Origin of the sequence: Streptomyces sp. B15, from assembly GCF_018070605.1 — a bacterium.
Taxonomy (GTDB): Bacteria; Actinomycetota; Actinomycetes; order Streptomycetales; family Streptomycetaceae; genus Streptomyces; species Streptomyces smyrnaeus.
This window is the reverse complement of record NZ_JAGPXJ010000109.1, coordinates 1-19,869: the sequence shown is the minus strand read 5'-3', so window position 1 is coordinate 19,869 and position 19,869 is coordinate 1. Positions and strand designations below refer to the sequence as shown.

Sequence of the window (19,869 nt, the reverse complement as noted above, 5' to 3'; positions counted from 1 at the left end):
CCCCGCGCCGGCCAACGGGGCCGAGGGCGGGGCGGGTACGGCGCAGGCGGGCGGGATCGCGCTCGCCCCGCTCCCGACGCGGCGTTCGGCGCTGGCGCTGCCCGTGCCGCGCGTCGATCCCACCGACCCCAACGCGGGCTTCCTCGCCGGACTGCTGGCCTCGTCCCCCGCCGACCTGCTCGCCGCGCTGGAGGGGGCGGCCCACGACTCCCTGGAGCTGCGGCTGCGCAAGCTGCGCGCCCTCCTGGAGCAGGGCGAGGGGCCGGACGGTGCGGACGGCGCCGGGGCCGCACTCGACGCGCTGGACGCCATGGAGGCCCGGCACGCCGACGACTGGCGGGTCGTCTGGTACCGAGGCGTGGCCGCACTGGTGACGGGCGACCGGGAGACCGCCGCCCTGGCCTTCGACGCGGTCTACGACGCCTTTCCCGGTGAGCCGGCGCCCAAGCTCGCACTGGGCGTCTGCGCGGAGGTGCTCGGCCAGTTGGACAACGCTGCCGAGTACTACCGGCTGGTGTGGACGACCGACCCGTCGTATGTGAGCGCCGCGTTCGGCCTGGCCAGGGTGCGGCTCGCGACAGGCGACAGAGAAGGCGCCGTACAGGTGCTGGAGTCGGTGCCCGAGTCGTCCATCCACTACACCGCCGCGCGGGTGGCTGCCGTACGCGCACGGCTGCGGCAGCGTTCGCCGCACGAGCCGCTGCTGGAGGACCTGCGGGCTGCCGCGGAGCAGGTGGCCGATCTCGAACACGTCGGGTTGGACGCCGTGCGCCGCCACGAGCTGACCTGCGAGGTACTCGGCTGCGCGCTCGACTGGCTGCTGTGCCAGGCTGTTCCCGCCCGGGGGGCAGCTCCCGGGCCCGCTTCTGCGAGTGCGCCGGGAGCACCACCCGGTGCCGGGGTACGGCTGTTGGGCAGTCCGCTCTCCGAGGAGGGGCTGCGCTTCGGCCTGGAACGCTCCTACCGGATGCTCGCCCGGCTCGCGCAGAGCGGAACCGAGAGGATCGAACTGGTGGAACGGGCCAACCGTTTCCGCCCCCGGACGTGGGTGTGACCATGCCTCAGCTGGACCAACTCTCCGCCTGCCCGAGCTGCGCGGAACCGCTCGAGGAGGGTGACCGTTTCTGCGGCGCGTGCGGCGCGGACCTCGAAGCGGCGGCAGCCGCTGCTGCCGCCGCGCAGAGCAGCCCCGCCCCCCGCAGCGACGTGCCCCCCGCGCCGCGACATGCCCCCACGCTCCCGGACGGGCTCGCGGCAGCTCCTCCGTCCGGTCACGGCAGTCCGCCCCCACCGCCTCCGCCGCCCCCCGCGGCCCCGCCGGCGCCCCCGGCCCCGCCGGCGCCCCCGGCCCCGCCCGCAGCTGCGGCTCCGCCCGCTCAGGTGCCGACGCCCACCGAGCCCGACTTCGCGCTGCCGCCCGCCCTCGGACACCCCGAGACGCCCGTGGAGCCCACCGCGTCGGCGGGCACCCCGGCTCCCGCTCCCGCCGGCCCCGATCCGCGCACCGTGCTGGACCGGCCCGGGCAGCCCGGACAGGTGGCCGCCGGTGGCGAGGGAGCGGGGGAACCGGCCGCTGCGGGCCCGGAGTCGCCCGGCCCCGTCTGTGTGGCCTGCGGCACCGGCACGATCGACAGCGACGGCTACTGCGAGCACTGCGGCCACAAACAGCCCCGGGACCGCGACCACATGGAATCGGCGCTCGCCACGGTCGCGGCGGCCAGCGACCGGGGGCTGCGGCACCACCGCAACGAGGACTTCTTCGCCATCGCGGAGACCACCACCTCCGAGGGCACGCCCGCGACGTTCGCCGTCATCTGCGACGGTGTCTCCTCCGCCACCCGCCCCGACGAGGCGTCAGCTGCCGCGGCGGCGGCCGCCAGCGCCTCGCTGGGCCAGGCGCTGCCGTCGGGCCGCCATCCGCAGCAGGCGATGTACGACGCGTTGGTCGCCGCCTCCGACGCGGTCAACGAACTGGCCGCACAGACGCCTGTCGAGCCGTCGAAGAACGCGCCCGCCTGCACGGTCGTCAGCGCGCTGAGCGCGGACGGCATCCTGACGGTCGGCTGGATCGGCGACAGCCGGGCCTACTGGGTGCCCGACGACCGTACGGCGACCCCCGCGCGGCTGACCGAGGACGACTCCTGGGCGGCGCAGATGGTCGCGGCGGGACTGATGAACGAGGCCGAGGCGTACGCCGACCCCCGGGCGCACGCCATCACCGGCTGGCTGGGCGCCGACGCGTACGAGATCGACCCGCACACCGCGTCGTTCAAGCCCGACCAGGCGGGCGTGGTGGTGGTGTGCACCGATGGGCTGTGGAACTACGCCGAGTCCGCTCAGGAGATGGCCGCCGCCGTGCCGCGCGACGCGCTGGTCCGCCCCCTCCAGTCGGCGCAGCACTTGGTCGGCTACGCGCTGGACGGCGGCGGGCACGACAACGTAACGGTGGCGGTCGTGCCGTTCCCCGCGCCGTCCGGAGGGGCAGGATCGGCCTGAGTCGAGCACGCCACGGGGGGCCCGGGGACACCGCAGAGGACATCGCAGGACCGGTGCCGGGGACGAGGAGAACGCTGTCCGGGGGGAAGGGCCGCGAGCAGCACGGCACTTGTGCCCGCCCCTTTGTCTACTTGTCGCTGTAGAGCAAACAGGAGCGGAACAGATGGCCAACTTCGCCAAGTCCAATGCGCCGCGCTTCTCGGTCGACGTCTACCAGAACGAGTACCTGCCCGAGGGCGCCCAGGAGGTCAACGCCATCGTCACCGTCACCTCCACGGGGGGCGGCACCACGGGCGGCCTGCCGCTGCCGGTCACCGATCCGGCCCGCGCGCCCCTGGGCGACGGCGGGAGCGCGGCGGTGGTCGTCATGGTCGACTGCTCAGGCTCGATGGACTACCCGCCCACCAAGTTGCGCAACGCCCGCGCCGCCACCGCCGCCGCCATCGACACCCTCAGGGACGGCGTGCGGTTCGCCGTCGTCGCCGGTACCCACAAGGCGCGGGAAGTCTTCCCCGGGAACGGGACGCTCGCCACCGCCGACCCCCTCACCCGTGCCGAGGCCAAGGACGCGCTGCGCGGGCTGTCGGCGGGCGGCGGTACCGCCATCGGTACCTGGCTGCGGCTGGCCGATCAACTGCTGGGCTCCGCCGACGTCGCCATCCGGCACGGGATCCTGCTCACCGACGGGCGCAACGAGCACGAGGAGCCCGGGCAGTTGCGGGACGCTCTGGAGGCGTGCGCGGGCCACTTCACCTGTGACGCGCGCGGGGTGGGCACCGACTGGGAGGTCAAGGAGGTCACCGGCATCGCCTCCGCGCTGCTCGGCAGCGCCGACATCGTGGCCGATCCGGACGGACTGGCGGCGGACTTCACACAGATGATGGAGAACGCCATGGGCAAGGAGGTCGCCGATGTGGCGCTGCGCCTGTGGACGCCGCAGGGCTCCCGGATCAAGTTCGTCAAGCAGGTGGCTCCCACGGTCGAGGAGTTGACGGACCGCCGTACCCCGGCCGGGCCGCGCGCCGGTGACTACCCGACAGGGTCATGGGGCGACGAGTCACGCGACTACCACGTCTGTGTGGAGGTGCCGGCCGCCGAGGTCGGCCAGGAGATGCTCGCCGCGCGGGTCTCGCTGATCCAGCCGGCGCCCGAGGGCGGCACCCCGCAGACGCTCGGGCAGGGCCTGGTGCGCGCGGTGTGGACGGACGACATGGTGGCCACCACCTCCATCAACCCGCAGGTCGCGCACTACACCGGCCAGGCCGAACTCGCGCAGGTGATCCAGACGGGCCTCGAACTCCGCAAGACCGGGGACGAAGCGGGCGCAACGGCCAAACTGGGACGAGCAGTACAGCTGGCGAACGCGTCGGGGAACGCGGATACTGCGAAACTGCTTTCGAAGGTGGTCGACGTGGTGGATGCCGCGACGGGTACTGTTCGACTGAAGGCGAAGGTCGCCGAGGCCGATGAGATGACGCTGGAGACGCGGTCCACCAAGACGGTCCGTGTGAAGCGCTAGCCGCACCGGCCGCGGTACGCCGTAACCAACCTCACAGCCCACACAGCCCGCACAACCGGCACGATCCGTACCAGCAGGTACCGAAGAGCAGGAGCACGGAGGGGGAGGCACTCACCATGCCGACTTGCCCGAACGGTCACCAGTCCGTGGCCGACGACTGGTGCGAGGTCTGCGGTCATCGCATGACCGGCGCACCGGTGTCGCCCGCTGGTGCCGTACCGCCGCCCCCTCAGCCGTCCGCTCCCGGCGGCTACGGCTTTCCCGGTCCGCCCGGTCCGCCCGGTCCGCCCGGCCCGCCACCCGCCCCCGGCCAGGGGCAGCAGCCGGAGCAGGGGCCCGGGCAGGCGCCGGGACAGGGCTACGGCTACCCGGGGCCGGACTCGGGTCCGCCCGAGCTGTGCCCCCAGTGCGGGACTCCGCGCGAGTCCCAGGCGCCCTTCTGCGAGGAGTGCCGCTACAACTTCCTGACGCACTCGCCGACGACCTACGTCCCGCCGGGCCAGCAGCCCCAACACCCCCACCAATCCCAGCAGCAGCCCCAGCCCCAGCAGCCGCAGCAGCATCCGCCGCAGCAGCCGCAGCCGGGTGCTCCCGGCTTCCCGCCGCCAGGTCCCGGCGGGCCCGGCATGGGCGGTCCCGGCGGCCCCCCTCCGCCCGGTCCCCCTCCGCCCGGCGCCCCGCAGGGTCCCGGCCCGAGCGGTCCGGGCTTCGACGGCCCCGGCAGGCAGGGCCCCGGCCAGGGGCATCCGGGCGAGCCCGCCGCCCCCGGCGGACCAGGTCCGTTCGACGGCCCAGGTGGCCCAGGTGGCCAAGGTGGTCCCGGTGGCTTCCCGGGGCAGGAGCGGCCCTACCCCTCCGGCCCCGCAGCCGAGCCGCACGGTGGCCCGCCCGCACCGCCCGCACCGCCCGCCGGTGGTGACTGGGAGCTCTCTCCGCCCAGCCCGGCCGAGCAGCAGCTGGGCGCGCCCCCGGCTCCGCCGCAGACGCCCGACGGCCCCCCTGGTCCTCCCGGTCCGCCCCCGCCGCCCGGTCAGCAGCCAGGCCAGGACTACGGCCGGCAGCAGCCCGGCCCACCCGGCCAGGACTACGGCCAGGACTACGGTCATCAGCAGTCCGGGCAGCCTGGTCGGCCCGGCCCGCCCGATTACGGTCACGGCGGGCAGCCCGGCCCGCCACCCGGCCAGGACTACGCACAGGACTACGGCCAGGACTACGGTCAGCAGGGTGCGGGTGCTCCGCCCGGTGGCGGGGCGTGGACGGCGATGATCGCCCCGGACCGCGAGTACTTCGCGGCGATGATGCAGCGCAGCGGCCCGGAAGCGGCGGCGCTGAATCTGCCCGCGTACTCCCCGGAGCAGCAGCTGCCGCTCACGGGCCCGCAGATCACCATCGGCCGCCGTCGTGCCTCCACGGGTGAGGCCCCGGACATCGATCTGGGGCGTCCCCCGGAGGACCCGGGCGTCTCGCACCAGCACGCGGTGCTGGTGCAGCAGCCGGACGGCAGCTGGTCCGTCGTCGACCAGGACTCGACCAACGGCACCACCATCAACGGTGCCGAGGATCCGATCCAGCCCTTCGTACCCGTCCCCCTCAAGGAGGGCGACCGGGTCCATGTCGGTGCGTGGACGACGATCACCCTGGTGCGCCGGTAACTTCCCCCCGCGGCGGCGCGTGGGGGGTGCGCTCGGCACGCCCCACGCCCACGCCGACGCCCCACGCGCTGCTGCGGGCTGCTTCCAGCTGTTCCGGGGGCTGCTTCCCGGCGCCCTGGGGAGCTACTTCTCCAGCGACGGGGGCCGCACGGCCTGCAGGGCGAGGGACGGTTCGTCCACGAGCTGGATGCCGCGCTCGTCCAGCGCCTTCTTGATGCGCCAGCGCAGCTCCCGCTCCACCGGCAGGTTCTTCTCGGGCATCGTCTTGACCGACACCCGCAGCACCATGGACTCCAGCGTCACCTCGTCCAGACCGAGCACCTGGACGGGCTCCCACAGGATTTCGTCCCAGGGGCGCTGCTTGCCCATCTCCTCGCCCGCCGCGACGACGACGTCCCGTACCGCGTCCAAGTCCTCGTCGGCGCGTACCCGGACGTCGAGCGAGGCCATGGACCAGCCCTGGCTGAGGTTGCCGATGCGCTTGATCTCGCCGTTGCGGATGTACCAGATCTCGCCGTCGTCGCCGCGCAGCTGCGTCACCCGCAGACCGATCTCCAGGACGACACCGGACGCCTCTCCCGCGTCCACCCGGTCGCCGACCCCGTACTGGTCCTCCAGGAGCATGAACATACCCGCCAGTACGTCCTTCACCAGGTCGCGGGCGCCGAAGCCCAGTGCTACGCCCGCGACACCGGCGCTGGCCAGCAGCGGCGCGAGGTTGATCCCGAGCCCGGAGAGCACCGTCATCGCGGCAGTGCCCATGATCACGAACGAGGCCACGCTGCGCAGGATGGAGCCGATCGCCTGGGACCGCTGTCTGCGGCGCTCGCCGCTCACCAGCAATCCGCGCAGTGCGTTGCCGCTGTCGGCGATCTCGGCCCTGCGGTTCATCCGCGTTATCAGCTGGGTGATCGCGCGCCGGATCAGGTAGCGCAGCACGACCGCGACGACGCAGACGAAAACGATCCGCAGGCCTGTGGCGAGCCAGTCCGACCAGTTCTCCTGGACCCATCCGGCGGCTTCGCCCGCGCTGTCCTGGGCGTCCTCCAGGGACCGCGGCGGCTGGGGGCCGTCGGGCGTAGGGGATGCGCTGAGCAGCCAGTACACAGGTTGACCTTCCGTGCGAGACACATCCGCAAGGCACCCGTACGAATGCCAGGACCACACTAACGGCGCAAGGGCTTCACATTTGATGCCTCCGAGCAGTATGAGGCCAGGTGTTCGAGTGAGAACGCTGATCCACGGGGGAGGTAGCCGGTGTGGTCCAAAACACGCTCAGCTCCTTGCCCGGTCGTGGTGGCGAAGTCACCAGGGCACGGGACACACTGAGGGGAGATCGTCACGGCGCGAGCCACGCGCCGCCGACGTACAAGGAGGCACCGTGCCGCATGTCCTGGTCCTCAACGCGTCGTACGAGCCGCTCGGCGTCGTACCGCTTCGCCGCGCGCTCGTACTCGTCCTCAACGGGAAGGCGATCAGCCTCGAGGACTCCGGCGCCCTGATGCACAGCGCGACCCATGTCATACCCGCCCCCAGCGTCGTCCGCCTCAAGCGGTTCGTGAGGGTGCCCTTTCGGGGCAGCGTCCCCCTCACCCGCCGTGCCCTGTTCGCCAGGGACGGCGGCCGATGCGCCTACTGCGGTGGCGTCGCAACCAGCGTCGACCATGTGATCCCGCGCAGCCGCGGAGGGGCGCACGCCTGGGAGAACGTGGTGGCGGCCTGCCGCCGCTGCAACCATGTGAAAGCCGACCGCCATGTCGCCGAACTGGGCTGGCGGTTGCGTCACCAACCCGCCCCGCCCTCCGGCCTCGCCTGGCGCATCATCGGCACGGGGCACAGGGATCCGCGCTGGCTGCCCTACCTGCAGCCATACGGCGCGGACGATGATCTCGCCCGGATCGACGGCAGAACCCCTGTCTGAGACCCGGGCTTTGTTATGCCCGCACGCTCGGTCGCGCCCGCGCGCTCGCTGTGACGCCGGTGCGGCAACCCGTGACGGTCCCGCCCCGTGGGGGTGCCGCCCGGCGGCGCCCCCACTGCCGCTCCGGGGAGCTGCTGGGCGGGGAGCTACCGGGCGCCCGAGCCGCCGTCGCGGTCGCCGTCGCCATCCCGCCGGGCGTGCTTGGCCCGGCCCGCGCTGTCCACGCCGTAGATCTCCACCGACCACAGCGAGATCCCGAAGCGTGTCGCCCGCTTGTCGCCGACCACACGCACATAGCGGGTGTCCCTGGGGGTGTCCATCCGGACCGACTCCTTGCCGCCCTCGCCGTCCCGCACCGTGGCCGCGGTGCGCCAGCGCTTGCCGTCGGGCGAGACCTGCACGCGGTAGTGCGAGGGGTAGGCGTCCTGCCAGCGCAGCACGACCTGCCCCACCCGCGCCGGTTCGGCCAGCTTCAGCTGTACCCACTCGCCGTCCTCGGCGGGCGAGGACCACCGTGTGCCGCGCTTGCCGTCGGCCACCGCGGCCGCGGGGAAGTCCTTGGTCTCGTCCCCGGAGGACGTCACCTGTGCGTGCCGGGCCAGATCCGGTCCGGACGTGCGCGGGTAGGCCCGTACCGTGAGCGTGACCCGCTCGCCGCCGAACGAGACGGGGATGCGGTAACTGCCCGCCTTGACCGAGCTGTCGGCGCTGATGCGCAGCGGCACCTCGGTGGTGCTGCCCCGCCGCACGGTGGTGCGCAGCGGCGTCCGCACGGTGAAGCCCTTGGGTGCCTTCGCGGTGACCCTGCCGCGTACGTCGGTGGGCCGGTTCCCGCTCAGCCGCGCCGTGACCCGGGCGGTACCGCCGCCGATCGCCGCGTCCACGGTCGTACGGGGCAGCGACAGCGAGGCCGCCGGGGTGTCGGCGTACCAGGGCGTGATCTCGTGCACGACCGGCGGTTTCGTCTGCTCGCTCCACACCAGCCGCAGCGCGTCGGCCTCGGCGGCGCCGTGCCGGCCGGCGGTCAGCTGCGTCCAGCCGGTCTGCGAGAGGGCCCCCAGCCGCTGCCACCCCTTGCCGGGCAGGTGCGCCTCGACCGCGCCCCGGGTGCCCGAGTGCGGGCCGGTCAGCACCGTGACGGCGCGCAGCGGGCGCGGCTTGGGCAGTCGTACGGTCCTCCGGCGGTGCGCTTGTGGTGCCCGTCGTCGCCCTTCTTCGCGGCACCGGCCGCACCGGCTGTGTCGGCGGCCGTACCGGCTGTGTCGGCGGCGGACGGCGGGACGAGCATGGGCGGGCGCTCGGGCGCGAAGGTGTCGGCGGCCGGGCTCGTCGCCGCCCGGTAGGAGGTGCTCGGGTCGCCGTCCGCCGCCGAGGAGAGCGGGTGGTGCGGGGCGCCCTGCGGGCCGCCGCTCACCGGGAGCTGCCGGCCGCGCCCGTCCTGCGGCCGGGCCTTCGGCCCGTCCCCGTCCCCGGACCCGTCCCCGGTCCTGTCCTTGGACCTGGGACCCGGACCGGGCGGCTGGGCCCCCGTCCAGCCGTCGGACAGGTCGAGCGCCTTGTCCGTGAAGTCGGCCAGTACGCCCTTGCCGACCGTCACCTCGCTCTTGGTGCTCTCGGCGCGCAGCCGCCGCGCCTCCAACTGCGCCTTCCAGGCGGCGGCCCCGTCACCGCGCGACTGCGCGACCAGCATGTCGACCGACGCCTCGCCCGCGGCGCCGAGCCGCGACAGCTGGGTCAGCCACGGCTCGACCTCATTGCCGAGCCCGTCCGGCACCTTGGAGGGGGCCGTACGCATCGTTGTGAAGGCGCTGCGCAGCTCGTCGGCCGCCTCGTCGAGCTCGGAGCCGTCACCGTGCTCGTAGGCCTTCCAGAAGGCGTCCAGCAGCGGGCGCACATACGCCGACTCGTCGCTGCCGAGCACCGAGGAGGCGTCGTTGCCGGCCAGCGCGTGCACGGCGGCCCGGGTGCCGGACGCGCTGCCGCGCCCCCCGGCCAGGTCGTCGATCGCGGCCTGCCAGGACTCCTTGGGGCGGTAGCCGCGCGGATTCCAGGCGTAGTCGGCGGCCGTGAACAGCGGGATGCGGGAAGCAGTCGGCTGCTTCATCGCGTTGGTCAGCAGCGCGGCGGAGCCGGTCGCGACGGCGGGCTCGCGGCCGCGGTAGGGACCGAGGAAGATCCGGTCCGACGCGAAGTCGTTGACCGGGTAGTTGTCCATCGTCACCAGGCGGTGGCGGGGGAACGCGTCACGGGCGCGGGCCAGTTCGGCGCCGGTGATGGTGCGGGGCACCACCCCCACTCCGCTCCAGCCGATCTCCACCCGGTCGTCCAGCTTCTTGGCGAGCGCGGCCCGGTACTCCGTACGGCCCTTCTGGTAGAACTCCGTCGGCACCACGGACAGCGGTGCCGCGTCCGGATGGCGCCGGGCCAGATGCTCGGCGACCGCGTTGGCGAGCTCCGCCTGGGCGCGTGCCGCCGCCCGGGGGCCGGTGCCGTAGGTGTCCGCGTCCTTGTCGCAGTGCCATTCGCTGTAGCTGACGTCCTCGAAACGCAACTGGAAGGCGCGCACTCCCAGGGCCCGCATCGCGTCGAGCTTGCGCAGCAGCGCCTTGCGGTCGTCCGGCGAGGAGAAGCACAGCCCCTGGCCGGGCGAGACCGCCCAGCCGAGGGTGACGTGGTTGCGCTCGGCCCGCTCGGCCAACTCGCGGAAGTCGGCGCGCTGCGCGGCCGGGTACGGGTCGCGCCAGCGGGACGCCTGGCGGTACGGGTCGTCGCCCGGTGCGTACAGATAGCGGTTCTGCTTCGTACGGCCCAGGAAGTCCAGCTGGGAGAGGCGTTCCTGGTGCGTCCAGGGCTGGCCGTAGAAGCCCTCTGTCGTACCGCGGACGGAGGCGGTCGGCCAGTCGCGGACCGCGACGCCGGGGAAGCCGCGCCGGCCGTCCCGCTGCGTGGCGAGCTGTCGCAGCGTCTGCGCCGCGTGGAACAGACCGTCCCCGTCCGTCCCTTCGAGCGCCACGGTCTCGTACCCGCCCGCCTGCCCGGAGGCCAGGCGGTAGCCGCCCGCGGGCAGGTCGCCGCGCGCGGGGGCGCGCAGCTCACGCAGCGCGGGGCCGGCCGACTCGGTGCCGACCCGCACGACGAGGCCCCTCAGATGTCCGCTTCGGCCCGGACGCGACTCGTGCACCGTGCGCACGCCCGCCTCGCGCAGGGTTTCGCGGACGACCCGCAGGGCGTACTCGTCCGCGTTCTCGTCGGCGATCAGTGTGGCCTCGGCGCCCGCCGGGACGAACTCGCCCTGGGCGCGCATCGACTGGGGGCGCGGCCAGACCGGGGGCAGCCCGTCGTGTGAGCTCTCGTCGTCCGGGCTGCCGGCGGCCGGGCCGTCCGGGGTGGCCGGGGGAGCGGCCTGTGCGGGTACGCCGCCGAGGAGGCCGGAGACGACCGCCGCCGTGAGCGCGGCGGCTCCCATCCGGCCCCAGCCGCCCGGCATCCCGGAGCGCGGGGGCGGAACGGTGCCCGTGCCGACCCCCGGGACCGCCGGGTCGTGCTCACCGCGCGCTGTCCCCACCGCTGCCTCCCGATGTCCGACCGGAACCCCTCCGTCCAGCTTCCGTACGCCGCTGCCGCGCGCCTGTGCCGTGCGTACCGTACGTGCCGCTGTGCCTTCCGCCAGCACCATAGACACGGCGGCTCCATCCGGCGCACCGCGGGAAGCCACAGACGTGCCACAAAACGCGGTCGCCCGCGGATTCTATGGTTCAGCGGCGCGGCCGTCGCGGGCTTTGGCCGGGTGACTGCCCGGCGTTCCGGCCCGCGGACGCCCGACCGTGGGCCGCCCGTGGAGGCGGGTCCGCAAATACTGGCGCCAGTTGACCGTTTTGTCCCTTGATTCTCCTTTCCGGGGCCCGTCCTGTCGCTGATTCGCCGTGGGAACCGACGTGAGCTGGGACACGTTCCTTCCTTGGACACGTCTGCATGCCCGTCGACTGGGTAGGGCGAGTTGTGACCGACGTTTCGTCAACGAACGGAGGCCCCCGTGGCCGCGTCCGCTGAACTCCTGATCTCCGCTCTCACCCCGCTCCCCCAACAGCGCGCACTCTCCAAACGAGGGCACGAGCCGGTAGACCTGTCCGGTGTGTCCGACCCCGACTCCGGACTCGACGGCTCGTGCTCCTGCGGCTGTGCCGACGCACCGCTCACCAGCGAGCCCCCGCTCGCCGACGCCACCCCGCTGACCAGTGAGCCCCCGCTCGCCGAGGCGCCCCTGACCAGCGAACCCACCGGGGTCGGATACGGCACGGAGCCGGCGGAGATTTGATGAACCTCCCCCAGACTCCGTCCGGGGGGATGCTCCCCCGGACCCCGTCAGGGGGGACCCCCGTCGCGCGGCTCGCCGCGGCACACGGAGTCTCGCTCTCCTACGAGCCCGCACCGGGCCACCGGGTCCAGGTGCCCGAGGAGACGGTCGTCGCCGTGCTCGCGGCACTGGGCGTCGACGCCTCGACGCCGCGCGCCGTCCGTGCCGCGCTGGAGCAGCACGAGTGGGACAGCCGCCGACTGCTGCCTCCCACCGTCGTGCTGCGCTCCGGCGGGCGCCCCGGGCCGGCCGCCCGCGCCGGCTTATCCGGCTCATCCGGTCTGTCCGGCCTGCCGGGCTGTCCGGCACTGCCGGACGGCACCGCGCTGCGCGTCGTCACCGAGAGCGGCGAAACGCTCGACTGGGGCCCGGAGACGGCGCTGCCGCCCGGTGTCCACACCCTGCTGGCCCACGCACCCGACGAGCGCTCCGCGCACAGCACGCTTCTCGTCGCCCCCGACGTCTTTCCCGCGCCGGGTACCCGCCCCGGAACGACGCGCGCGCACGGCCTCCTGGTGCAGCTGTACTCGCTGCTGTCCACCCGCTCCTGGGGCATGGGCGACCTCACCGATCTGAGCGAGCTCGCCGGCTGGGCGGGACGCGCGCTGGGCGCCGACTTCGTCCAGCTCAACCCGCTGCACGCCGCCGTACCGGCCGCACCGGGCGGACGCACGGACCCCTCGCCCTACCGCCCCTCCTCCCGCCGCTTCCCCGACCCTGTGCACCTGCGCGTCGAGGAGATCCCCGAGTACGCCTACCTCGACCCGGCCGAGCGCCGTGAGGCCGACGCCCTGCTGCAGCGCGCCGCGGCCCTGCGCGAGAAGGTGCTGCGCGGTGCCGCGCACATCGACCGGGACGCCGTCTGGGAGCTGAAGCGCGCGGCGCTGGAGCTGGTCCGCGCGGTGCCGCTGAGCCCCGGGCGCCGGGCCGCCTACTGCGACTTCCTCGCCGAGCGCGGACAGGCCCTGGAGGACCACGCCACCTGGTGCGCGCTGGCCGAACTGCACGGCCCTGACTGGCGCTCCTGGCCCGCGGGCCTGGACGACCCCCGCTCGGTGCGCACGGCACGCGCGCGTGACGAGCACATGGAGCGGATCGACTTCCACAGCTGGACCGCCTGGCTCACCGACTGCCAGCTCGCCGCGGCGCAGCACACCGCCCGCGAGGCCGGTATGGCGATCGGGCTGGTGCACGACCTGGCCGTCGGTGTGCACCCCAGCGGCGCGGACGCCTGGGCGCACCAGGACATCCTCGCCCAGGGCATGACACTCGGCGCCCCGCCCGACGAGTTCAACGCCTGCGGCCAGGACTGGGGGCTGCCGCCCTGGCGCCCCGACGCGCTGGCCCGCGAGGGGTACGCGCCCTACCGCGAGATCCTCGCCGGGCTCTTCCGGCACGCCGGCGCGCTGCGGGTCGACCATGTGATGGGCCACTCCCGGCTGTGGTGGGTGCCCGAGGGCCGTCCGCCCACCGAGGGCACCTATGTGCGGTACGACGCCGCGGCCATGCACGGCGTCCTCGCGCTGGAGGCCCACCGCGCGGGTGCCGCCGTCATCGGGGAGGACCTGGGCACCGTCGAGCCGGGTGTCCGCGAGGAGCTGGCCGCCCGGCGGGTACTGGGCACCTCGGTGCTGTGGTTCGAGCGGGCCTACGGGAGCGGCGCCGCGGAGGGCGGGAAGGGCGGTGCCGCGCGGAGCGGTACCCGGGCCGCCGAGGACGGCGCGGGCGCGGGGAGTGGGCGGCCCGCGCCGTTGCCGCCCGAGCGGTGGCGGGCCGACTGCCTGGCCACGGCGACCACCCACGACCTGCCGAGCACCGCGGCGCGGCTGACCGGTTCCCATGTCGAGCTGCGCGAGCGCCTGGGCATGCTCACCCGGAGTGCCGAGGCCGAGCGGGCCGCACAGCGGTTTGAACTCGCAGAATGGCTGGCACTGTTCGAGCGTCTTCGGATGCTGCCGGAAGGCCCGGGGGACGAAGAGGGCGAGATCAAGGCCGTCTACCGCTTCCTCGCCGCGACGCCCGCCCGGATGGTCGGTGTCTGGCTGCCGGACGCCGTGGGGGACCGGCGCGCGCAGAATGTCCCGGGCACCAGCGACGAGTACCCCAACTGGCGGCTCCCGCTGGCCGACGCCCAGGGGCGGCCCCGCACGCTGGAGCAACTGGCAGCCTCCCCCCGCGCCCATGAGCTGTTCACGGAGCTGCGCCGGGCCATGGGCTGCGGCGGACCCGGGCCGACGACCCGATAAGAGCACCCCGGCGCGCGGTGCGACAACCCGTCCGATATGTTGGCTGCGTGAGCAACAAGGTCAACAAGAACGCCCTGCGCGCAGGTACGGTCACCGCTGGTGTGACGCTGATGACGCTGCTGTCGTCCCCCGCCTTCGCGCTCACCCGCGACGACGGCGACGACCCGGGCCCCGGCCTGAGCATCGCCGAGACCCTGGGGCTGTACGTCGCAGCGCCGATCGTGCTCTTCCTGCTGATCGCCGGGCTCGTCATGGCCGGCGACAGGCACAAGAAGAGCAGCTGACGCCGCACCGGGCGCGCTGCCGGGCCTCGGCGGGCCGGGCCTTTATCGGCCGTCGAACTCCCGTGCTTTAGTACAGGGTTGTCCGCGTTGTGTGACAGCTGTGTCACACACGTTGGCTTCGTGCGGGCAGTGGGGAATCGCCCACAGCATGACGCACGAAGTACCACTGCCGCCCCGTACCGGTCTGCCCACCAGCGAGGAGCGGCTGCGCGCCGCGCTGCTGTACGCACAGAGCGACGCCGCCGCGCCGCCGACAGCGCATCCCACGGCGCTCCACCGCGCGATGATCACGGGTCTGGCCGCGCTGGCCCTGCGCTGCTTCTCCTCCGCTCCCTCCCTGCTGGATCTGGAGCGGATCGACGTCCTGGTCCCGGAACTGGGCGAGCCCACCGGCCCCGGTGCCCGCGCGCCGCTCCCGGCGGCCTGCTCGTACACCTCCGCGCACCTGGTGCGCACCCGGATCCTGCCCGAGCCCGAGCTGATCACCGGGCTGCCGGTGGCGCCGGTGCCGCGGGCGCTGGCCGACGCGGTGGCCCAGCTGGCGGACGGCGACGAGGTGCGGCGGCTGCTGGTCGAGGCGGTGCGCGGCGGGCACTGCGAGCCGCATCCGGTGGTACGGGAGTTGACCAGAGCCCGGCTGCTGGGTCTGCCGCACATCGCGGACGCCGTGGACAGCCTGCTGGCGGAGGGGCGGGCGCTGACCGAGGGCAGACTGTACGAGATGGTCTTCGGCCACGGCCTGCCCGACCCCTGCTGGAACGTCGAACTGCGGGTGCCCGGCGGCCCGCACCTGGGCGCCGTCGACGCCTACTGGCCCGACCAGGCCGTCGCGGTGGAGATCGACGCGCGTACGCCCCGGGCCGGTGCGGAGGCGGCCTGGGACGCGTACACCCACAAGCGGGAGGCGCTGGAACAGCTGGGCATCACCGTCGTCCACGTCACCCCCGAGAAGCTGCGCGACTCCCTCGCCCAGCAGGCCGCGGTGGTCAGGACGGCCCTGATGGCGGCCGACGAACAGGATCCCGCCGAGTATGTGGCGGTCCTGCCGCGCTGACCAGGTGCGCTCAGGCGCAGAACTCCGCCTCGAACAGGTCCCGGGTGTCGCCCGACCAGTCGCCGTTGACGTTGAAGGCGGCCGTGTGTGTGCCGTCCGCCGTGGTGTAGGCCGCCGTGGTGGAGCCATGGATGGTGCCGTCGTGGCCCCAGACCGTGACGCCGCAGGAAAGGGTGCGCTCGGTCAGGCCCAGCCCGTAGCGGTCGGTGGAGCCGGCCTCGCGGGTCGCCCGCATCTCGGCCAGCTGCCGGGGCGGCAGCAGCCGTCCGGTGACCAGAGCGCGCATGAACCGCACCAGATCGCGGCCCGAGGAGATCATCTCGCCGGAGGCCCCGGCCAGCGAGGGGTTGAGCCGGGTGACGTCCCGTACCGGTGGGTGTGCCCCGGGGACGAAGAGTGTGGAGTACTCCTTGCCGTGCTGCCCCGGGATGCGGGACGAGGTGCCCGGCAGCGCGGTGTCCTCCAGCTTCAGCGGGCGCAGGATCCGGCGTTCGATCTCTGCCGCGTAGGAGCGTCCGGTGGCCCGCTCGATGACCATGCCGGCCAGCAGGTAGTTGGTGTTGGAGTAGCTCCACCGGGTCCCCGGGGGGAACAGCGGTGGCCGGGACAGGCTGCGTTCGATCAGCTTCTCGGGGGTGTGGGAGCGCCAACGGTGCACCAGGAAGCGCGGGCTGAAGTAGATGCGGCGCAGCGCGGGATCGGCGGCGTAGTCCGGGATGCCACTGGTGTGGCCGAGGAGTTGGCGCAGTGTGACGCTGCGCTGCGGCCCGCCCACGGCCGCGCCGTACTCGCCCAGCCGCACGTCGGGCAGCCAGCGGCCCACCGGGTCGTCCAGCCGCAGCGTGCCCTCCGATTCCAGCTGCAGCAGCACGGTCGCCACGAACGGCTTGGTCAGGCTGCCGATCCGGTAGCGGTCCAGGGCCAGTCGGGGGCGACCGGTGGTGTAGTCGGCGGTGCCCGCGCTGCCGCTCCAGGCTCCGGCGTCGTCCTCCACCTGTGCCAGCACCCCGGGGACGCCGTCCTGTTCGACCATGACCTCCATGGCCTCCCGGGTGCGTGCGTGGCCCTGGTCGGCAGCCGAGGAGGAACTGACGGCCAGCCCGCACGCGGTCACGGTGGCGATCAGCCCGCTGAGCAGGGCACGCGACAGGTGCATGGACGGTGACTCTAGTGATCGGCCCGGCTGGTGTGCCAGACGGCGAGGACGACCAGGACGCACCCGGCGAACTGGGTCACCGTGGGTCGTTCCCCGAGGAAGACGACGCCCAGCGCCAGCGCCAGGACCGGCTGCAGCAGCAACAGCGCGGCGCTGGTGACCGGCGCCAGCCGCGCCAGTGCCGGGCCCAACAGCACCAGGGCCAGCACCTGCCCGAACAGTGACATCACCGCCAGCCAGCCCAGCGGTCCCCAGCCGGGCGCCGGGTCGACACCCGTCCACAGTGCCCCCAGTACGCCGGAGGTGACGCCGGCGGCCAGTGTGGAGACGCACACCGGGTGGACGGTGTGCGCACCGCCGCCGCCCAGCCGGGTCAAGAACAGATAGCCCGCGAACGCCACACCTGCCGCGGCCCCGTAGAGCACTCCGGAGACCGGGCTGCTGCCGGGTTCGGGGTGGCCGATCGCCCCGCTGGCCAGTGCGACGCCCAGCAGCAGCACGGGCAGCGTGCGCCAGTAGCGTGCGCCGGGCCTGGTGCGGGTGACCACCAGGGCGAGCAGTGGGAAGACGGCGATCTGGATGTTGAGCAGCACGGTGGCGATGGACGAGCCCACGTCGTGGATGCTCTGTGCCCAGAAGACGAAGTCGACTCCCAGCAGCGCACCCGCCATCAGGTCGAACAGCTGGGCGCGGGCCGGTCGCGGCCCCAGGCGGCGGCGTTCGGCCAGTGCGACGGGTACCAGCGCGACCAGAGCCAGTACGCAGCGCAGAAAGGCGGCGGTGCCCGCGTTGACCCCGGACAGCTTCACGAACATCGCGGAGGCGGAGATGCACGCCGACGCCGCCACCGCCAGCGCGACGGGGCTGCGTCCGGCCGGCCCGGCGGATCCGGCCTGCTGCGTTCCCTCCCCGGTGGTGGTCATGACAGCCACTCTGCCTGCCGTGACTCTCAAGCAAAAGCGACGATTCGTGTGCGGTACTCGTTAGCATCGCTTGTGTGTTCAGTTCCGACAGGCTCCGCGCGCTCGACGCGGTCGCCGTGCACGGCTCCCTGGCCCGCGCGGCGGTCGCCCTCCACATCACGCCCTCCGGCGTCTCCCAGCAACTGGCCAAGCTGGAGCGGGAGGCGGGCCATCAGCTGCTGGAGCCCGACGGCCGCGGCGTCCGCCTCACCCACGCCGGACGGGTGCTGGCCGAGCACGCGGCCCGCGTCGTCGCCCAGCTGTCCGCTGCCGAGTCCGACCTGGCCGACCTCGGCGACGAGATCATCGGGCCGCTCCGGCTCGGCGGCGTCGGCAGCTCGCTGCGCGCCCTGCTGCCCGACGTGCTCGCCGCACTCACCGAGGCACACCCCCGGCTGTGGCCGACAGTGGTGGACGGCGAGGCCGTCGACATGGTGCCGCGGTTGCTGACCGGCGAACTGGACGTGCTGCTGATCGAGAGCTGGCACAGCCGCCCCATGCCGCTGCCCGAGGGCGTCCGGGTCAAGCCGCTGGCCGTGGAAGAGGTCGAGGTGGCGCTCCCGGCCCGGCATCCGCTGGCCGACCGGGAGACGCTGGATCTGGCCGAACTGGCGGGCGCCGTCTGGTCGAGCTGCCCGGTGGGCACCGAGCCGTACGAGGCGCTGGTGCAGGCCCTGCGGGCGCGCGGCGTCGAGCCCCGGGTCCGCTACACCGTCACCGAGTACGCCACTCAACTCGCCTTCGTCGCCCGCGGGCTGACTGCCGCGCTGGTCCCCGAGATGGCCCAGACCCCCTGCCCGCCCGGCGTGCGGTTCGTGCCCGTGCGCCCACCGCTGCACCGGGAGGTGCGGGCCGCGTGGCGCGCGGGCGGCGACAGCCCCTCGGCACGGGCCTGCCTGGCCGCGCTCACGGCCGAGGAGTGGGAGGGGCGGGCAACCCTGGACTGAGTCGTGGCGGCCTGGGGGCCTGGGGTTCGGTGGCCTGGGGGCCAGGGGAGGGCGGCTCATGGCTTGCGCAGCAGAAGTTCGGTGTTGCGGTCCCCCTCGGCACCCTCCAGCCCCTTGCGGGCGCCCGGGGCGTTGAAGGCCAGCTCCCGGTAGAGGGCGGCCAGTCCGGTCTGCGACAGGTCGGTGAAATCCGTCCGGTGCGGCGCCGCCGACTCGATGAGAGTGGTGAACAGCGAGAGGGTGCCGTCCCTGTTGTCCACCAGCTCGATGGTGCGCGCCAGTTGCGGGTGGTCGACATGGGAGGCCGTGCTGATCTCCCAGAACGTGCCGTGCGGAGTGATCCGGTTGCGGTGGCTGTGCCCGTTGACCCACGCCACCGCGTGCGGGGTGTCCCGCAGCAGGGCCAGCAGTTCGTCGCCGCCCTCCGGGGTGGTGGTGCTGGTGTGGTGGCTGAAGACGATCGCGTACATGTCGTCGTGGTCCGCGAGCCGCCGCTCCAGCCAGCGCAGCTGCGCCGTGCCCAGCCGGCCCGCGTAGTGCCCGTCGCGCCGCGTGGTGTCCAGGCTGTAGCCCATCACGTCCTCGGCCATCCGGAAGGCGTAGTACAGCGTGCCGTCCTCGGCGTTCGCCTCGGTGTACCCGTGCCCGGCCGGGCCGTGCCCCAGCGCGTGCGGCCGGGCGAGGGTGCGCACGTACTCGCGCGGGGTGACCGGGGCGCGCCGCTGGTCCGGGGTGACGACGCGCATATGGCGACGCTCGGCCCGCAGCATCTCCTTGAACTGCTCTCCCTCGGGGTCCAGCCCCCGCTCCACGGCGCGCCACAGCCGGGCGCCCTCAGCGTCGGGCAGCCGCATCAGCTTCCGGTCGCCGGTGGCGAAGTCGGCGAAGAACCCCCGTGCGTCGGCGGCGGCGAAGCAGCCGCCCGGAAGGGCGTCGTGGTTGCCGACCGTCGCGTACCAGGGCAGCGTCAGGCCGGGACTGGTCACCTTGCGCACGGCGGCCCGCAGGAACCCCTGCAGCCGTGGAAAACCGACGGCCTTGTCGTGGTCGCGCACGTCCGAGTCGGGCTGCCAGAAGTCCGGCAGCCCGGAGTCCTGCACTCCCTCGTACAGCCTGGGGTCACCGGTGTCGGGGGTGATCCGCCCCCCGCTCATAACCTGCACGAACCACTCCAGCTCCGCACGCGAGTTGTTGTCGGTGTTGTCGCCCGTGGTGACGACGCAGGAGAGCGGGGCCCCGGTGGCGGGGCCGCCGGCCAGCGCGGGGACGCGCTCCAGC

At 73.7% G+C, this 19,869-nt stretch carries 15 protein-coding genes and 1 pseudogene; 10 read left to right on the top strand and 6 right to left on the bottom strand.

What is annotated here, in order from left to right; translation table 11 throughout:
- The 4 genes from KBY19_RS31740 to KBY19_RS31725 form a co-directional block, all read left to right on the top strand.
- The coding region (locus tag KBY19_RS31740) for a tetratricopeptide repeat protein (RefSeq protein ID WP_210967219.1) at positions 1-1,054 on the top strand (1,054 nt) is incomplete at its 5' end.
- A 2-nt stretch (positions 1,055-1,056) separates the two neighbouring features.
- Positions 1,057-2,496, top strand: coding sequence for a PP2C family serine/threonine-protein phosphatase (locus tag KBY19_RS31735; protein ID WP_210967218.1), 1,440 nt, complete (start codon positions 1,057-1,059; stop codon positions 2,494-2,496).
- A gap of 163 nt (positions 2,497-2,659) precedes the next feature.
- Complete coding sequence (locus tag KBY19_RS31730; protein ID WP_210967217.1) at positions 2,660-4,015, top strand: VWA domain-containing protein; 1,356 nt, start codon at positions 2,660-2,662, stop codon at positions 4,013-4,015.
- A gap of 116 nt (positions 4,016-4,131) precedes the next feature.
- A complete protein-coding gene (locus KBY19_RS31725) occupies positions 4,132-5,667 on the top strand; it encodes an FHA domain-containing protein (protein ID WP_210967216.1) in 1,536 nt (511 codons plus the stop codon).
- Positions 5,668-5,790: 123 nt separating this feature from the next.
- Here KBY19_RS31725 and KBY19_RS31720 read toward each other — a convergent pair whose 3' ends face one another.
- Positions 5,791-6,774, bottom strand: a complete 984-nt coding sequence (locus KBY19_RS31720; protein ID WP_099880846.1) for a mechanosensitive ion channel family protein — start codon at positions 6,772-6,774, stop codon at positions 5,791-5,793.
- Between the two features lie 274 nt (positions 6,775-7,048).
- On the opposite strand from KBY19_RS31720, the gene KBY19_RS31715 reads away from it, so the two are divergent.
- Positions 7,049-7,588 carry an HNH endonuclease gene (locus KBY19_RS31715; protein WP_099880844.1) on the top strand — a complete coding sequence of 180 codons (540 nt, stop codon included), beginning with the start codon at positions 7,049-7,051 and terminating at the stop codon, positions 7,586-7,588.
- A 146-nt stretch (positions 7,589-7,734) separates the two neighbouring features.
- Here KBY19_RS31715 and KBY19_RS31710 read toward each other — a convergent pair whose 3' ends face one another.
- Together KBY19_RS31710 and KBY19_RS31705 are read right to left on the bottom strand one after the other, a co-directional pair.
- Positions 7,735-8,721, bottom strand: coding sequence for a discoidin domain-containing protein (locus tag KBY19_RS31710; RefSeq protein ID WP_307843677.1), 987 nt, complete (start codon positions 8,719-8,721; stop codon positions 7,735-7,737).
- 392 nt (positions 8,722-9,113) lie between these two features.
- Positions 9,114-11,054: pseudogene (locus KBY19_RS31705) on the bottom strand (beta-N-acetylglucosaminidase domain-containing protein); the annotation flags it as partial.
- Positions 11,055-11,621: 567 nt separating this feature from the next.
- On the opposite strand from KBY19_RS31705, the gene KBY19_RS31700 reads away from it, so the two are divergent.
- The 4 genes from KBY19_RS31700 (at position 11,622) to KBY19_RS31685 (ending at position 15,526) form a co-directional block, all read left to right on the top strand.
- Positions 11,622-11,903 carry a hypothetical protein gene (locus KBY19_RS31700; RefSeq protein WP_099880843.1) on the top strand — a complete coding sequence of 94 codons (282 nt, stop codon included), beginning with the start codon at positions 11,622-11,624 and terminating at the stop codon, positions 11,901-11,903.
- A 29-nt stretch (positions 11,904-11,932) separates the two neighbouring features.
- Positions 11,933-14,188 (top strand): 4-alpha-glucanotransferase, encoded by a 2,256-nt coding sequence (gene malQ, locus KBY19_RS31695; protein WP_210967220.1) that lies wholly within the window; start codon positions 11,933-11,935, stop codon positions 14,186-14,188.
- 47 nt (positions 14,189-14,235) lie between these two features.
- Positions 14,236-14,472, top strand: coding sequence for a hypothetical protein (locus KBY19_RS31690; RefSeq protein WP_099886500.1), 237 nt, complete (start codon positions 14,236-14,238; stop codon positions 14,470-14,472).
- Between the two features lie 148 nt (positions 14,473-14,620).
- Positions 14,621-15,526, top strand: coding sequence for a hypothetical protein (locus tag KBY19_RS31685; RefSeq protein WP_185016853.1), 906 nt, complete (start codon positions 14,621-14,623; stop codon positions 15,524-15,526).
- A gap of 10 nt (positions 15,527-15,536) precedes the next feature.
- Here KBY19_RS31685 and KBY19_RS31680 read toward each other — a convergent pair whose 3' ends face one another.
- Positions 15,537-16,682, bottom strand: a complete 1,146-nt coding sequence (locus KBY19_RS31680) for a serine hydrolase (RefSeq protein WP_099880839.1) — start codon at positions 16,680-16,682, stop codon at positions 15,537-15,539.
- Positions 16,683-16,693: 11 nt separating this feature from the next.
- Positions 16,694-17,605 carry a DMT family transporter gene (locus tag KBY19_RS31675; RefSeq protein ID WP_221505963.1) on the bottom strand — a complete coding sequence of 304 codons (912 nt, stop codon included), beginning with the start codon at positions 17,603-17,605 and terminating at the stop codon, positions 16,694-16,696.
- A gap of 74 nt (positions 17,606-17,679) precedes the next feature.
- Here KBY19_RS31675 and KBY19_RS31670 point away from each other — a divergent pair, with 74 nt between their 5' ends.
- The gene (locus tag KBY19_RS31670) at positions 17,680-18,591 is read left to right on the top strand and encodes a LysR family transcriptional regulator (RefSeq protein WP_210967215.1); all 912 of its coding nucleotides are present in this window, start codon (positions 17,680-17,682) and stop codon (positions 18,589-18,591) included.
- A 56-nt stretch (positions 18,592-18,647) separates the two neighbouring features.
- On the opposite strand, the gene KBY19_RS31665 is transcribed toward KBY19_RS31670, so the two are convergent.
- Positions 18,648-19,869 (bottom strand): TIGR03767 family metallophosphoesterase (locus KBY19_RS31665; RefSeq protein WP_210967214.1); only part of this gene is annotated, 1,222 nt, incomplete at its 5' end.